General features: G+C 70.2%; 10 protein-coding genes and 1 pseudogene. 7 read left to right on the top strand and 4 right to left on the bottom strand.

Going from position 1 to position 15,754, the window contains the following annotated elements:
* Positions 1–401 (top strand): DUF58 domain-containing protein (locus ACK5F2_RS11830; RefSeq protein ID WP_409864829.1); only part of this gene is annotated, 401 nt, incomplete at its 5' end.
* Positions 398–3,652 carry a lytic murein transglycosylase B gene (gene mltB, locus ACK5F2_RS11825; protein WP_409864828.1) on the top strand — a complete coding sequence of 1,085 codons (3,255 nt, stop codon included), beginning with the start codon at positions 398–400 and terminating at the stop codon, positions 3,650–3,652. The genes ACK5F2_RS11830 and mltB, both read left to right, overlap by 4 nt.
* Here mltB and ACK5F2_RS11820 read toward each other — a convergent pair.
* A complete protein-coding gene (locus tag ACK5F2_RS11820) occupies positions 3,622–6,000 on the bottom strand; it encodes a DNA internalization-related competence protein ComEC/Rec2 (protein ID WP_409864827.1) in 2,379 nt (792 codons plus the stop codon). The two genes, mltB and ACK5F2_RS11820, sit on opposite strands and share 31 nt — an antisense overlap.
* A gap of 220 nt (positions 6,001–6,220) precedes the next feature.
* Here ACK5F2_RS11820 and ACK5F2_RS11815 point away from each other — a divergent pair, with 220 nt between their 5' ends.
* The 4 genes from ACK5F2_RS11815 (at position 6,221) to ACK5F2_RS11800 (ending at position 9,767) form a co-directional block, all read left to right on the top strand.
* Positions 6,221–6,700, top strand: coding sequence for a RidA family protein (locus tag ACK5F2_RS11815; protein ID WP_409864826.1), 480 nt, complete (start codon positions 6,221–6,223; stop codon positions 6,698–6,700).
* A complete protein-coding gene (locus ACK5F2_RS11810; protein WP_409864825.1) occupies positions 6,700–7,203 on the top strand; it encodes a disulfide bond formation protein B in 504 nt (167 codons plus the stop codon). The genes ACK5F2_RS11815 and ACK5F2_RS11810 overlap by 1 nt, the downstream gene beginning before the upstream one ends.
* Before the next feature lie 203 nt (positions 7,204–7,406).
* Positions 7,407–8,600, top strand: coding sequence for a 5-demethoxyubiquinol-8 5-hydroxylase UbiM (gene ubiM, locus ACK5F2_RS11805; RefSeq protein ID WP_409864824.1), 1,194 nt, complete (start codon positions 7,407–7,409; stop codon positions 8,598–8,600).
* 63 nt (positions 8,601–8,663) lie between these two features.
* Entirely contained in the window at positions 8,664–9,767 is a 1,104-nt protein-coding gene (locus tag ACK5F2_RS11800; protein ID WP_409864822.1) for an ABC transporter substrate-binding protein, read from the top strand.
* A 19-nt stretch (positions 9,768–9,786) separates the two neighbouring features.
* Here ACK5F2_RS11800 and ACK5F2_RS11795 read toward each other — a convergent pair whose 3' ends face one another.
* From ACK5F2_RS11795 to ACK5F2_RS11785, 3 genes are all read right to left on the bottom strand, one after another.
* Positions 9,787–11,613: a gamma-glutamyltransferase family protein gene (locus ACK5F2_RS11795; protein ID WP_409864821.1), complete on the bottom strand. Its 1,827-nt coding sequence runs from the start codon at positions 11,611–11,613 to the stop codon at positions 9,787–9,789.
* 117 nt (positions 11,614–11,730) lie between these two features.
* The gene (locus tag ACK5F2_RS11790) at positions 11,731–13,134 is read right to left on the bottom strand and encodes a DUF1501 domain-containing protein (RefSeq protein WP_409864820.1); all 1,404 of its coding nucleotides are present in this window, start codon (positions 13,132–13,134) and stop codon (positions 11,731–11,733) included.
* A 13-nt stretch (positions 13,135–13,147) separates the two neighbouring features.
* Positions 13,148–14,875, bottom strand: a complete 1,728-nt coding sequence (locus tag ACK5F2_RS11785; protein ID WP_409864819.1) for a DUF1800 family protein — start codon at positions 14,873–14,875, stop codon at positions 13,148–13,150.
* A 186-nt stretch (positions 14,876–15,061) separates the two neighbouring features.
* On the opposite strand from ACK5F2_RS11785, the pseudogene ACK5F2_RS11780 reads away from it, so the two are divergent.
* Positions 15,062–15,754, top strand: a pseudogene (locus ACK5F2_RS11780) (hypothetical protein); the annotation flags it as partial.

Genomic DNA, 15,754 nt, shown 5'->3' with positions numbered 1-15,754 from the left:
CGGCCCAGGCCGCCAGCAGCGGCGACGGCAGCGCCAGCGCCGGACTGCAGCGCCGGGGCGATGATTTCGAGAGCGTGCGCCCCTACCAGCATGGCGACTCGCCCAAGCAGGTGCTCTGGAAGAAGGCCGCCCAGCAGGGCGGCGAGCAGCTGCTGGTGCGCGACAGCCTGGCACCGGCCAGCCGGCGCCGCTGGCTGCGCCTGGCCGATACCGCCGGGCTCCAGGACTGGGAGGCCCGGCTCTCGCGCCTGACGGCCTGGGCCCTGGAGGCCGAGCAGCGTGGCGAACCCTGGGGCCTGAACCTGGACGAAGGTCAGACCCTGGAGCCCGATCTGGGCCCGGCCCATCTGCAGGCCGCCCTGCAGATGCTGGCCGCCGCCCCGGGCGGGGTGCAGCCATGAGCCCAATCAGCCCCCTGGGCGCCTCGCGCAGTGGCATGGGCTGGCGCGAGCGCCTGAGCCATCTGCCGCGGGACACCCGCGACACCTTTTTTCTGCTGGCCACCATTGCCGCCACCGCGCTGCCGCACCTGGACCACGTGCCCCTGTGGTGCGGCCTGATGACGGGTCTGATGCTGCTCTGGCGCGGCCTGCTGGCCTGGCAGGGCCGGCCCCTGCCCGGGCGCTGGGCCCTGCTGCTGCTGATTGCGCTCACGGCGGGCCTGACCCTGCTCACCCACCGCACCCTGCTGGGCCGCGAGCCCGGCATCACCATGCTGCTCATGCTCATGGCCATGAAGACCCTGGAGCTGCGCGCCCGGCGCGATGCCTTCGTGGTCTTCTTCCTGGGCTTCTTCCTGGTGCTCACGCAGTTTCTCTACTCCCAGTCCCTGCTCACCGGCCTGTGGACCCTGCTGTGCGTCTGGGCCCTGATGAGCGCCCTGGTGCTGGCCCAGATGCCCGTGGGCCAGCCCAGCCTGCGTCTGGCCGCCGCCCAGGCGGCCCGCACCACCGCCCTGGGCCTGCCGGTGGTGGTGCTGCTCTTTGTGCTCTTTCCCCGCATCGCGCCGCTGTGGGGCGTGCCCAACGATGCCGTGGGCAAGACCGGCCTGTCCAATGAGATGCAGTTCGGCGCCATGAGCGAGATCGCCAACGATGAGAGCATCGCCATGCGCCTGCGCTTCGAGGGCCCGCCTCCGCCCCCCGAGAAGCTGTATTTCCGCGGCCCGGTGCTCAGCCGCTTTGACGGCCGCAGCTGGCGCGCCCTGCCCAAGCAAGACCCGCAGGCTGCCGCGTTCACCGGCCGTGCCCCCGAGGTACGCGGCCCGGCCCTGCGCTACGAGATCACGCTGGAACCGCTGCGCCTGTCGGTGCTGCCCCTGCTGGAATCCGGCCCCGAGGCCCCCGGCACCCGGCTGGAGGCCCAGGGCCTGAGCCTGTGGCGCGGCAGCGAGCTGCACTGGCTGTCGCCTCGGCCCATCACCGAGCGCCTGCGCCTGCAGGCCCAGGCCCATCTGGACTACAGCAGCGGCCCGCGCCGCATGAGCCCCAGCCTGCTGCCCTACCAGGAGCTGCCGCCCGGGCTCAACCCCCGCACCCTGGGCTGGGCAGCAGACCTGCGCCGCGAGCGCCTGCAAGACCTGAGCCCGGCCGAGTACGGCCCTGCTGCCGTGGCCGCGGTGCTGCAGCATCTGCGCGAGGCCGAGTTCATCTACACCCTGACCCCCGGCCGCTACGGCGACAGCAGCCCCCATCTGGTGGACGAGTTCTGGCTGGACCGGCGACTGGGCTTTTGCGAGCACTTTGCCGGCGCCTTTGTGGTGGTGATGCGCGCCCTGGGCCTGCCGGCCCGGGTGGTCACCGGCTTCCAGGGCGCCGACCGCGAGCTGCAGGACGGCTATCTGGTGGTGCGCAACTCTCAGGCCCATGCCTGGGCCGAGGTCTGGTTGCCCGAGCGCGGCTGGCAGCGCGTGGACCCCACGGCCGCCGTGGCGCCCGAGCGCGTGCTGGCCGGCCTGGCCCTGCAGCCGCCCCCCGGCGCCCTGGCCGGCACCGTCAACGCCCTGAGCCCGGCCCTGTGGCGCGGTCTGCAAGGCCTGCGCTCGGGCTGGGAGGCCCTGAACAACCGCTGGCAGCAGTACGTGCTCAACTACTCGCGCCAGGACCAGTTCGATCTGCTTCAGCGCCTGGGCTGGAGCAGCCCCGACTGGAGCGCCCTGGGCCAGCTGGCGGCCGGCCTGATCGGCCTGATCGCCGCGGCCGGCGCCCTCTGGGTGGCCTGGCAGGCGCGTGCCCACGACGGCTGGAGCCAGCTGCGCGGCGCCCTGCTGCGCGAGTTGCGCCGCCTGGATGTGCCCGCCCAGGCTCATCAGGGACCGCGCCACTGGGCCGAGCTGCTGCGCCAGCGCCATGGCGCAGCTGCTGCTGGATCTGGAGCGCACGCGCTATGCCCCGGCGGCCCAAGCGCCGGAGCTGGGCTGGGCCGCGAGGCGGCGTCGCTTGCGCGCCTTCCGCGCGGCAGGCCGTATGCTGCGCACCCCGAGCTCACCGTAACGCGCCGCGTCGCCATGCCTTTGCCGTCCCTCCCTGTACGACCCATCGCCCTGCTGCTCTTGAGCCTGGGCCTTCTGAGCACCACGACGGCCCAGGCCGAGCCCCCCCAAAAACCAAATCAGAAGCCGAGCCAGAAACAGACCCAGAAGCAGCCCCGCAAGAAGCCGCCGGCCAAGGCGGCCAAGCCCGCACCAGCCCTGCCCTATGGCGAGCGCGAGGACCTGATGCAGTTCGCCCGCGAGCTGGCCGCGCAGGAGGGCTGGGAGGAGGCGCCGCTGCGCGCCCTGCTGGCCCAGGCACGGCGCAACCCCACGGTGCAGCGCCTGATCATGCCGCCACCCGCGGGCACGGCCAAGGACTGGGGCGCCTACCGCGCCCGCTTCGTGGAGCCGCGCCGCATCCAGGCCGGCCTGGCCTTCTGGGTCGAGCATGAGGAGGCCCTGGCCCGGGCCGAGGCGCGCTATGGCGTGCCGGCCGAGCTGATTGCCGGGCTGATCGGGGTGGAGACCTTCTACGGCCAGATTACCGGGGGCTTCTCGGTGCTGGATGCGCTCAGCACCCTGGCCTTCGACTTTCCGCCGGGCCGACGCGACCGCAGCGCCTTCTTCCGCGAACAGCTGGTGGAGTATCTGCGCCTGTGCCGTCGCGAGGGGCTGGACCCGCTGGCGCTCAAGGGTTCCTACGCCGGCGCCATGGGCTGGCCGCAGTTCATGCCGGGCAGCTGGAACCGCTTCGCCATCGATTTCGATGGTGACGGCCGGGTGGACCTGATACGCAGCCCGGTGGATGCCATCGGCTCGGTGGCGCATTACCTGGCCCAGCACGGCTGGCAGCCGGGCCTGCCCACGCATTACACGGTGGCCGCGCCGGTGGAGACGGCCGATCGTGCCCGCCTGCTGGCACCGGACATCCTGCCCAGCTTCACGGCGGCGCAGTTCGAGGAAGCCGGCGCACGCCTGAGCGAAGGCGGGCGCGAACACCCCGGCCCCCTGGCCCTGGTGGAGCTGCAGATGGGCGAGGCGGCCCCGGTCTATGTGGCGGGCACGAGCAACTTCTACGCCATCACGCGCTACAACTGGTCCAGCTACTACGCCATGGCCGTGATCGAGATGGGCCAGACCCTGCGCAGCTACCGCAAAGCCGGCTCCTCGGCCCCCTGAGGCAGCGGGCCGAGCGCCGCCGCCGCATGCACCGGCGCGCTCCGGTGCCAGTAACGACGGCGCAGCTCGCGCTCGCAAAGCGCCTGGCCCGGCGCAGCGCTGGACCAGTGCAGCGCCCCGCAATCGGCACTTTGGATCACCGGCACGCCGGCAGCCTGGTAGCGCGCCAGCACCGCGGGCGCGGGATGGCCGAAGCGGTTGCGATAGCCCGCCTGCACAAAGGCCCGGCGCGGACGGGCCGCGGCCAGCAGCGCCGGGCTCGATGAGGTCTGGCTGCCGTGATGCGGCAGCATCAGCAGATCAATGCCGCCGGGCGGCTGCAAGCCGCCCTCCTGGGCCGCCTCCACATCGCCGGTCAGCAGGGCTCGGCGCCCATCCGCCGCGCTGACCAGCAGCACGCAGGACAGGGCATTGGGCTTGAGTCCGGGGCGCTCATAGTCGGCCGGGCCGGGATGCAGGAGCTCGAAGTCCACCCCGTCCCAGCGCCAGCGCTGGCCGCGCTCACAGCGCTGCAGGGCATCGCGAGGCGCACCTTCGGCATGGAGCAGGGGGTGGGCCGGCTCCAGCGAGCTCAGCAGACCGCGCACCGGCATTCCGGCCATCAGGCTGGCGGCACCCCCGACATGGTCCTGGTCACGGTGGCTGAGCAGCAGCAGATCCAGCTCGCGCTGACCCAGGGCACGCAGCAGGGGCAGCAGCACCCGCTGGCCGGCATCGGCCTGGGGGTGGTACTGGGGCCCGGTGTCGTACAGCAGGGCATGGTGGCGGGTGCGCAGCAGCACGGCGGTGCCCTGCCCCACATCGGCGGCCAGCAGCTCGAACTGCCCCGGCGCCGGCCGCGGCAGGGCCGGCCACAGCAGGGGCAGCATCAGAGCCAGGCCGGCCGGGCGCAAGCGCCAAGGCAGGGGCAGCACCAGCAGGGCCGCACCCAGCAGACCGCTGAGCTGGGCCCACAGCGGGGCCACCGGCACACTCCACACCGCGCCGGGCAGGCGGGCCAGCAGCTCCAGCCAGAGCATCAGGCCCTGCAGCAGCCAGGCGGCCAGGGACCATAGCGGGGGCACCAGGGCGCCCGCCAGGGCCAGGGGCGTGACCAAGAGGCTGATCCAGGGTATGGCCAGCAGATTGGCCAGCAAGCCCACCATGGAGAGCTGCTGGAAGAACAGCAAGGTCAGGGGAGCCAGACCCAGGGTGGCGATGCACTGATTGCGCCAGGCGCTGCGCAGCAGTCCACGCCAGCCGGGTTCGGCCACACCGCCCGCCATCAGCAGGCCCACGGCCGCAAACGAGAGCCAGAAGCCGGCCTGGCACAGGGCCCAGGGATCGATCAAGGCCACCCACAAGGCACTGAGCAGCAGACACAGGGGCCAGGGCCAGGCCAGCCCGCTCTGACGCAGCAAGGCCAGCACCAACAGCATCCAGACCGTGCGCTGGGCCGGCACGCCCCAGCCCGAGAACAGGGCATAGGCCAGGGCCGCCAGCACCCCGGCCCAGCGCGCCAGCACCGGCGCGGGCAAGGCCAGGCAAAGCCGGCTGCTGCGGCGCCAGGCCCAGCCGGCCAGCAGACCCGCCCCCCAGGCAAACATGGTCACATGCAGGCCGCTGATGGCCATGAGGTGGCTGGTGCCGGTATCGCGGAACAGGGCCCAATCACTGCGCGAGATGGCGGCCTGCTCGCCCAGGCTCAGAGCGATGAGCACGCCGGTGGCGGACTGCGGACCCAGCTGCGCCTGCAGCCGCTCGCGCAGGCCCAGACGCCAGCGATCCAGGGCGCCATCCAGCCCCTGCGGTTCGGCCAGCAGCTGCCAGTGCCGCAGCAGTCCCGTGGCGCGTATGCCCTGCTCGAACAGCCAGAGCTCGTAGTCGAAGCCGGCCGGATTCATGCTGCCGTGCACCTGGCGCAGGCGCAGCAGCAGGCGACAGCGCTCACCGGGGCGCCAGATGGGCAGGGCCTGCTGCCCGGGCTGGGCATAGGCCGAGAGCATGAGCCGCTGCGGTAGCCCGGCCGGCAGGGCCGTGCCCTCGGGATCCTCGATCGCCTCCACCGCCAAGACAAAGCGCCAGCCGGCCGCCCCACCCTGCCCCAGCAGGCTCTGGGGCAGGCTGTCGATGCGCCCCGTAACCCAGAGCTCCCGCCCTTCCCAGGCCGGGGGCAGCTGCTGTGCCAGTCGCTGCTGTGCCCTCAGACTCACCCAGCCAGCTCCCAGTACCGCCGCAGCCAGGCCGAGCAGCAGACAAGGGAGCAACAACGGTGTCTTGAGCTTGAGCCCCAGCGCCAGACACAGCAGGCCAGCCAGCGCCAGAAGCCCTCCCTGCGAGGCATCGGGCAGCCGCGACTGCAGGTGCATGCCGCCCATCCCCACAAGCACACACAATGCCATGGCGCTCAGTTGCCAAGGCCTGCTGCCGTCCCGCATCTGCAGCCCTCCCCGCTTGTACGCTGCAGTCACATTTCTAGTGCCACAAGCGTGCCAGAACCAGCTCTTTCCCCTGAATCGCATCGCCAAGGGTCGGTGTAGGATGCGCGCCAGCACTTTCACCCTGGGGCCTGCCCCTGTCGAACGCATCATGAGCCAGACCTCCCCCATCTACGCCCGCCTGCAACAGCTGGGCATCAGCCTGCCCCCGCTGGCCGTGCCGGTGGCCGCCTATGTGCCCTTTGTGCGCAGCGGCAATCTGCTCTTCATCTCCGGCCATATCGCCAAGAAAGACGGCAAGCCCTGGGTGGGCCAGCTGGGTCGTGATGTGGACACGGCCACGGGCAAGGCCGCGGCCCGCGCCATCGCCATCGATCTGATGGGCACCCTGCACGCCGCCGTGGGCGATCTGGGCAAGATCACGCGCATCGTCAAGCTGATGAGCCTGGTCAACAGCACGCCCGACTTCACCGAGCAGCATCTGGTGACCAATGGCGCCTCCGAGCTGTTGGCCGAGGTCTTCGGCCCCGAGGTTGGCGCCCATGCGCGCAGCGCCTTTGGTGTGGCCCAGATCCCCATGGGCGCCTGCGTGGAGATCGACCTGGTGGTCGAGGTCCAGCCGGAGGCCTGATGTACGCCCGTCCCTCCAAGCTGCCGGCCCGGCTGCTGGCGGGCATCGCCCTGGCCGCCTTCGGCGGTGTGGGCATTGCCTTGATCGCCCAGCACCAGTTCCAGGTCAATCCCTGCGCCTGGTGCGTGATGCAGCGCGGCATCTTCCTGCTGATCGGGGCCGTGGCCACCCTGGGCTGGCTGCTCCAGCGCTGGCGCCCGGCGCGCCTGCTGAGCTTTTTGCTCATCATCGCTCTGGCCGGCGCCGGCTTGGCCGCCGCCTACTACCAGCATGACGTGGCCTCCAAGATGGCCTCCTGCGCCATGACCCTGGCCGACCGCGTGGTCACCTGGCTCAATCTGGAGGAGCTCTGGCCGCCGGTCTTCATGATCACGGCCAACTGCGCCGAGGCCGCCGCCTACCGCCTGCTCGGCCTGCCCTACGAGCTCTGGAGCGCCGCCCTCTTCCTGCTGCTGGGCCTGGCCAGCCTGCTGGGTCTGCTGAGCCGCGACCGCCGCCGCTGAGACGCGGCACGCGCCTGGGCTCTGCGCTGGGTCAAGGCGGCTCCAACGCTTTACCCTTAGCCTGGGCAGCCCTGTGTGCCCTGCCGCGGCCCCCCCGGGGGGGCGCGGGCCGTTCGTTGGCCCCACTGGCCCGGGCCGCGCCCGCCCGCGCGACGGGCGGGGGGGGCCCGCCCGGCCCGCCCGGGGGGCGCCGCGTCCGTTTCATGTCCTCATCTGCCAGTTCCTGCTCCAGCCTGATCATCGTCGGTGGTGGCCCTGCCGGCCTGTCCATGGCATGTGCCCTGGCCGATGCAGGCATCGCCAGCACCGTGCTGGAGGCCGCGCCCATGGAACAGCTGTCCGAGCCTCTCGAGGATGGCCGCGAAATCGCGCTGACCCACCGCGGCATAGCAATCCTGCAGCAGCTTGGCGCCTGGCAAGACCTGCCACCCGAGGCCATCTCCCCCTTGCGCGAGGCCAGGGTCTTCAATGGTCGGGCCGACCAGTCCCTGCACTTTGCCGATGCCCGCAGCCCCCTGGGGGTCCTGGTTCCCAATCACTGGCTGCGCCGCATTGCCTGGCAGGGTCTGCAGCGCCGGCCCCTGGCCCAGCTGCGCGCCGGGGTGCGGGTCAAGGCGCTGAATCTGGACGGCGCGCAAGCCAGCGTCAGCCTGGAGAGTGGAGAGACGCTGCAAGCCCCGCTGATCATTGCCGCCGACAGCCGCTTTTCCAGCCTGCGCCGGCAGGCGGGCATCGGCGCGGAAATGCGCGACTTCGGCCGCTCGGTGCTGCTGGCCCGCCTGGAGCATGAGCTGCCCCATCGGGATCAGGCGCTGGAGTGTTTCCACCACGGCCACACCATGGCCTGGCTGCCCCTGGGCGGCCTGTCGCCCCGGCTGAGCTCTCTGGTGCTGACCCTGCCCAGCGACCAGGCCGAGCTCCAGCGCGGCTGGGACGACTCCCGCTGGCTGGCGTGGGTGCAGCAGCACAGCCAGGGCCGGCTGGGTCAGCTGCGTCTGGCCCGGCCACGTCACCACTACCCCCTGGTCGCCACTTATGCCCACCGCTTCGCCGCACAGCGCTTTGCCCTGATCGGAGATGCCGCCGTGGGCATGCACCCGGTCACCGCCCATGGCTACAACTTCGGCCTCTATGGCGTGCAGCGCTTGGCACGCGAGCTGGCGGCCTCTCGCGAAGCGCTCGGCGCACCCGCGCCCCTCTTGCGCTACGGTGCCGGCCATCGACGCGACACCTGGCACCTCTATCAGGGCACGAATGCGGTGGTGAAGCTCTTCACCGACGAGCGTGGGCCAGCGCGCCTGCTGCGCCACGGCGTGCTGCGACTGGCTCAGGCCTTGCCGCCGCTGAAGGCGGCCATCGCCACCCAGCTGACGTCTCGGACCGGCCATATGCGCTGATCAAGCACCGCGCCAGGGCTTTAGACTGGCTGTCTCGGCCCCTGGGGTCGCCTGAGCGGATTCATGACTGCACTCGCCCGATGGATAGCCTGCCTGCTGCTGGGTCTTGCCCCCCAGCTGGGGCTGGCCCTGGACGAGATCCGTATCGGCGCATCGGCCGCGCTCAGCGGCCCGGCTGCCGGCTTGGGCCAGCGCTTTCATGCCGGCGCCAAGGCAGGCTTGCGCCAGTTCAATGCCCAGGGTGGTCTCAACGGCAGGCCGCTGCGCCTGCAGCTGCTGGATGATGCCTACGAGGCGGACCGCGCCGAGGCCAATACCCGCAAGCTGGCGGAAGACCCCGCGGTGCTGGCCCTGTTCGGCTATGTGGGCACGCCCACCAGCCGCATGGCCCTGCCCTATGTGCGCCGCCATGGCATTCCCTTTGTGGCGGCCTACACCGGCGCCAGCATGCTGCGCGAACCCCACAACCCCCTGGTCTTCAATATCCGCGCCAGCTATATGGAGGAGGCTCGCCAGCTCGCCACCGCCATGAAACTCGAGGGCGTGCGCAGCCTGAATGTTCTGTACCAGGCCGACCTTTTCGGACGTGCCGGCCTGGAGGCCATTCGTGACGCCGCCCAGGCCCAGGGCATTCAGGTGCTGGCCAGCGACACGATCCGGCGCAATACCGCCGAAGTGGCCCAGGCCACCCAGACCCTGGTCCGGCAACAGCCGGCCGATGCCATCTTCATTGTCAGCAGCTATGCGAGCACGATCGCCTTCGTGCAGAGCGCGCGTGAGGCGGGCTTTGAAGGACGTTTCTTTGTGCTGTCCTTCGCCGGCTTGGAGCACTTGCAAAAGGCTCTCGCCAAGCTGCCACGTGGCCGACTGACCATTGCCCAGGTTGTTCCCAATGCCTTGGATCGCAGCCTGCCCCTGGTCGCCGACTACCAGCAGGCCATGATCGAGGCGGGCGATCGGCAGTTTGACTCCATCAGCCTGGAGGGCTACATGGCGGCACGGGTGCTGGTCGAGGGTCTGCGCCGCGCCAAGCCACCGCTGAGCCGTGAGAGCCTCGCTGCCGGACTGGACGCCATCGGCGATCTCGACCTGGGCGGTTTCAAGCTCAGGCTGCGGCCCGGACAGCATGAAGGCTCCAGCTGGGTGGGCCTGCGAACCCTGCCCTAGCCATTCCAGGCACCGTCCCTCAGTCCCCCCGAACCTCGCCCTCGCGCCGCGGATCGGCACCACCAAACCAGCCCGGCGTCCGACGCTCAATGGCCTGAAGCCCGCTCGGCATCTCGGGCTGCTGCACGGTGTGGCCGCGGGCCTTCAAGGCATCAACCGTCGCCAGCGGGAAGCGCCCGGCCTCCAGCACCGTTGGTCCGTTGAAGCTGCCGAAATTGGGCAGATTGATGGCCTGCTGCGCATCCATACCCCAGGCCAGGGTGCCCAGCAAGGTCTTGGCGGTGAAGTGGATGATGGCCGGCCCACCGGGCGAACCCAGGCTCATCAGCAGGCGTCCGTCCCGGGCGTCGAACACCAGGGTCGGACTCATGGACGAGCGGGGGCGCTTGCCCGGCTCCAGGCGATTGGCCACCGGCCGGCCTTGGGCATCGCGCGGCGCCAGTGCAAAGTCCGTCAGCTGGTTGTTGAGCAGATAGCCGCCGGCCAAGCCGCTGCCGCCATCGCTCATCAGCCTCGCGCCAAACACCGCCTCGATGCTCGTGGTCAGGGCCACCGCACGGCCTTGCGCATCGATCACGCTGATATGGCTGGTGCCGTACTCCGGCTGATCGGCCTGCGGGGCCCAGGCTTGGCGTTCGCCAGCAGGCTGGCCGGCCTTGGCGCTGCCCATGCTGCGCTCGGAGATCAGGGCGGCTCGATCACGCAGATAGGCCGCGTCCAGCAAGCTGTCCCAGCGCCCGCCCGGTGCGCTCACAAAGCCTGGGTCGGCCATGTACTGGGCCCGGTCGGCAAAGGCCAGGCGCGCAGACTCGGTGTACAGATGCAGCAACTCGGTGCTCGGCACGCCGCCCTCCAGCGCCTGGGCCGGCATGCCCTTGGCATCCATCAGATAGAGCATCTGCATCAGGGTGAGATGCCCGCTGGATGGCGGCGGGAAGCCGCAGATGCGCCAGCGCAGGCGCCAGACCTGGCACAGGGGCTCACGCTCCAGCGCCCGATAGGCGCTGAGGTCGGCCGCCGTGAGCCGCCCTGGATTGGCGGCATGGCCCCGCACCCGCTGCACCAGATCGGCCGCGATGGGTCCGCTCTCGTGCAGGGCCGCGCTGCCGCCCTGCGCCAAGGCGCGCAGCACCACGGCCAGGGCCGGGTTGCGCAGCCGGTGCCCCACCGGCCGGGGCTGGCCCTGCTCGTTGTAGAAATAGCGGGCCGCTTGCGCATCCTGCTTCAGCGCCGTTTCCGTCGACAGCAGGGTGTGCAGACGCGGGCTGAGTTCAAAACCTTGCTCGGCCAGGCGAATCGCCGGCTCGAAGAGCTGCGCCCAGGGCAGTCGCCCATGCTGGCGATGGGCCATCTCCAGCATGCGCAGCACGCCCGGCACGCCCACCGCCCGACCGCCGACCGCGGCCATCAGAAACGGCATGGGCTTGCCGTCCGCCTGCAAGAACAAGGCTTCGTCCGCCGCTGCCGGCGCGGTCTCGCGACCATCGAAAGCCTGCACGCGCTGGCCGTCCCAGTGCATCAGAAAGGCACCGCCGCCAATGCCGCTGGACTGCGGCTCAACCAGGGTCAGCACCATTTGCACGGCAATCGCGGCATCCACCGCGCTGCCGCCGCGGCGCAAGATCTGCGCCCCCGCCTCAGCCGCCAGGGGATTGGCCGCGGCGACGGCCTGGCGCTGGAACAGCCAGCCCGGCTTGTCCTGATAGCCGCTGGCGCCCTCGGGTTGCAGCGGCGCCGCTGTCAGGGGCCTCTGAGGCGGCGTCGCGCTGCAGCCGGCAAGTGCAGTGATCGCGGCGCCCAGGCAGGGCAGAAGAAATCGGCGGAATCGATCTTGATGGCAAGGCATGACCCCATGGTAGCGAGCCCAGCCGGGGCGGAACACTCGCTGCGCCATCCTGACGGCGCATGAAGGCCCATGAAGGCCCAAAAAGGTCTCAGCGAGCCAGCCAGAGACCAAGCGCACTCAGGCAAACAAGCCGAGCGAGCGCTGGCTGAAATTGCCGATATTGGGCAGCACGGTGCTCAGGGCGCTGTCGCCCACCCCCATCCAGCTGGCCAGGGTGGCGCCCAGCTGATCCACCGAGGTGCTGGGCAGGAGCCGCCCCTGCCCCACATCGTCGGGCCCGTTCACGCTCACCGAGGGCAGCCGGCCAAAGAAGCTGCGGGGCTTGAGCGCGCCGCTCATCAGCAGATGATGGCTGCCCCAGCCATGATCGGAGCCGTCGCCATTGCTGCTGAGGGTGCGGCCGAAGTCCGAGGCGGTGAAGGTGGTGACCTGGTTGATCACGCCGAGTTCCAGCAGCGCGTCATGGAAGGCACCCAGCGCCTCGCTGACATTGCTGAGCAGGCCCGGATGCTGATCGGCCAGAAAGTCGTGCAGATCGAAGCCCCCCAGTGAGACGAAGAAGACCTGGCGGCGCGCGCCCAGGGTGCTGCGGGAGCCGATCAGGCGCGCCACCATCTGCAGCTGGGCGGCCAGGCTGTTGCCGGTCGGGAAGCTGGTCTGCAGGGCCGGCAGGCTGGCCAGGGCGGCACTGACGGTGGCCTGGGCCGTGACCGAGCGGCTGGTGACACGGTTGAGCTCCTGCTCCATCCAGTGTGTGCGCGGGGCCGTGATCAGGCTGCGCAGGGCATCGGCGCAGGCCTGGGAGCCGAAGAGAGGCTTGGTCACGCCATTGATGGCTACCGCACCGCTGCTGGAGATCTGGTACTGCACCGCCTGCTGCCCGGCCATGAAGACCGCATTGCCCGAAGCATTGATGCAGGTGAAGGTGCTGGTGGCATTGCTGTTGAGAAAGAGGTCCCCCATGCGCCCGCCCCAGCCGCTGGTGGCGCCCTCGGGTCGGGCCGACTGCCACACGCTTTGCTGGTCATTGTGGGAAAAGAGCTTGGGCGGCAGTGGCACGCTCTGCGCCTTGTACTGGGCCAGGGTGGTGGGCTGGATCAGGGTGCCCACGTTCAGCAGCACGCCCAGCCGCCCGGCATCAAAGACCGCGCGCAGCCGGCTCATCTGTGGGGCCAGCGCCATCTGGCGGCCGTCGGGCAGGGGCGCGGCCGGATTGAGCAGGGTGGCGGTGAGCGCATCCCGCGGCGTGGCCAGGGTCTGGCGGATCTGGGCGTAGGCCGCGTGGCTGGCGGCGTCATAGGGCACCAGGGTATTGCCATGGTCATTGCCCCCATAGAGGAAGACGCAGACCAGGGCCTTGTAGTCCTGGGGCGCCGTCTGCGCCGCCGCCTCGCCCAGGGCCGCCAGGTTCAGCGCCCAGGGCGCGGCCGCCCCGGCCAGGCCCAGGGCCGAGGCCCGACGCAGAAACTCGCGGCGCTCATGAGCCACCACCCCGATGCGCTTGTTGTTCAGGCTGTTCATGATGGTCTGGGCCTCACTTCTGGATCTGGTACTCGGGGCTGGCCAGAATGAGCAGCAGGGTGGCGTGCACCCGGTTGAGCCGCCCGCTGTCCGTGCTGGCCGAGATGCTGCCCACGGCGCTGGCAATGGCGGCCCGGGTCGTGCTGCTCAGACCTTCACCGGCCAGCAGCTCCGCCCATTTGGCGACCAGGGCGGATGCGTCGTTGGCCAGGCTCAGCTCGCTGGCATAGCTGGGCTTGAGCTCGCCCACACCGTTCACGATCACGGTCTGCATGAAATTGAGGTAGCCCGCCACCGTGCTCTCGTTGCAGAGCTGGAATTCCGGCGCGGTGATGCCGGCCTCGCCCAGGGCCGAGTTGGGCGGCACATAGCCGGGCCTGAAGAAGTTGAAGACCGAGGGCGCTCGCAGCGGGCTTTGGCCCAGCCGGCTGGCGGGGTCGGAGAGATTGCCCACGTTCCAGAGCTCGGTCGGCGAGCTCAGGCCCGCGCTGCGCGCCCATTGCACAAAGCGCTGCACCGGCTCGCGCAGCTTGCCGCCGGCGTTGCCGCTGGCGGGGGCCAAGGCCTCGGGGTCCAGCAGAATGGCACGCAACACGGCCTTCATATCGCCGCGCTGACCGCTGCCATTGTTGTTGAAGGCAGCAGCCACCCGCTGCACATAGGCCGGACTGGGGTTGGAGCAGACCAGACGCTGGATCAGCTGCCGGCCGATGAAGGGGCCGACATTGGGGTGGCTGGCCAGGGTGTCCAGCACGGTGCGCAAGGCGGTGAGCCCATCGGCGCTGGCGGGAATGTCCACATCCAGCACCTTCTTGGCCCCGACGGAAAAGCGGCTGGCCACATGGATCATGGGGCGACGGGCATAGCCGGGGTCGTCACGCATGGCGTTGTCAAACTCCCAGCCCGTCAGCACGCGCGCCAACTCGCTGATCTGGGCCTGGGTGTAGGTTTCCAGCGGCTTGCCGTTGGCACCGAGCTTGGGGCTGCCATCGGGGTTGAGCTGCACCAGACCGATGGTGAAAAGCTGCATCAGCTCGCGGGCGTAGTTCTCGTCGGGGACCCGGCCGGTGCTCGTGTCCTCCTTGCGGTTGCCACGCATATTGAGGTAGACGCCCATGGCCGGCGACAGGCTGACCGCCTCGATGAGCTGGCGGTAGTTGCCGAAGGCATGCTCTTCCAGCCAGTCCATATAGGCCGCGGCCACAAAACCCCGCCACATCACGGGCAGTCCTGCCATGGAGACCACAAAGATCTCGGACAAGGCCAGCGCAACGCGCTGACGCAACTGGTCGGGCGAGCCGATCAGCTTGCGCCACAGGCTGTTGTCGGTGCCGTTGAAATTGTCGCGATTGGCCTCCACGGCATAGCCCCTGGCCACCATCCAGTCGTAATGGGAGGGACTGCGCGGCAGGGCGAACTGGGCCTCCAGCCAGGCGGCATAGCCCTGGGCCTTGAGGGTGGCGATCTCGGCGCTGCTGGCTGCAAAACCGGCCATGGCCAGAAAACGGGCGGCCTGGGCATCGCTGGGAGCGGGCAGTGGCGTCGGCGCGGGCGAACTGGGGCTCGGGGGCGTAGACGGTGCGCTCGTCGGCGTCTCGTCACCGCCGCCGCCACCGCCACAAGCGCTGAGGAGCAGGCTGGCACTCAGGCTGGCACTCAGGCCGGCAAGCGCCCCGGGCGTGGATTCAACTTGTACTGCATCGCCCGCACGGACAAGCAAGGTCTCTGCTTCTTTGATCATGGTGTGAGGGCTCCTGGCTGGCCGGCTGAGATCGCGCCATGGACTGTAGGCAAGTCCACCGGGCTTGAACCCACGAGCTGACAGACTCTTACGTCCGATGCATACCGACACAGCCGGGCCGGGCCCATGCCTCTCCCCCTCAAGGGGGCCAGGGCCTGGCTTGAGCGGGCGCCACAATCACGCCCCATGTCCGAACCCGTCGCCTACCAGATGCTCTGGTGCTGCCCCAGTTGCCAGACCCGGGACCTGCTGGCCCTCACCCAGCGCTTTTGTCCCCATTGCGGTGCCGCCCAAGACCCCGAGCAGCGCTACTTTCCGCCCGAGGGCCAGGAGGTGAAGGCGCAGGGCCACCGCTATGTCGGCGCTGATTGGCCCTGTGGCTACTGCGAGGCGGCGACTGCGGCGGCCGCAAGCTTCTGCACGCACTGCGGCGCCCCGCGTGAAGGCCTGGCCGAGGTCAGGCGGGTGTCGGATACCGCATCGCCCCCGTCCGATCACGAAGCCAAGCGGCCTGCGTCGACGGTGGCGGCGCAGGCCGCGCCCAGCCCGCCCCCGGCACGACGCCATTGGGGGCGATGGCTGCTCGCGGGCATGGCGGCTCTGCTCCTGGGCTGGCTGGCTCTCCATTTGTTCGAGCGCGAGGTCTCGGCCACGGTGGTGGGCCAGAGCTGGAGCCGCAGCGTGGTGGTGGAGCAGTACCAGGCTCAATCGACCAGCGACTGGTGCGAGGATCTGCCCGCCGACGCCTACCGCGTCTCGCGCTACCAGGCCCAGCGTGGCAGCCGCGAGGTGGAGGACGGCCAGAGCTGCCACACCGTGCGCGAGGACCGTGGCGACGGCAGCTTCATCAAGCGCGAGGAATGCCAGACCCGCTGGCGC

The organism is Roseateles sp. (assembly GCF_046300915.1).
Taxonomy (GTDB): Bacteria; Pseudomonadota; Gammaproteobacteria; order Burkholderiales; family Burkholderiaceae_C; genus Kinneretia.
This window is presented reverse-complemented; position numbering and strand designations above follow the sequence as displayed.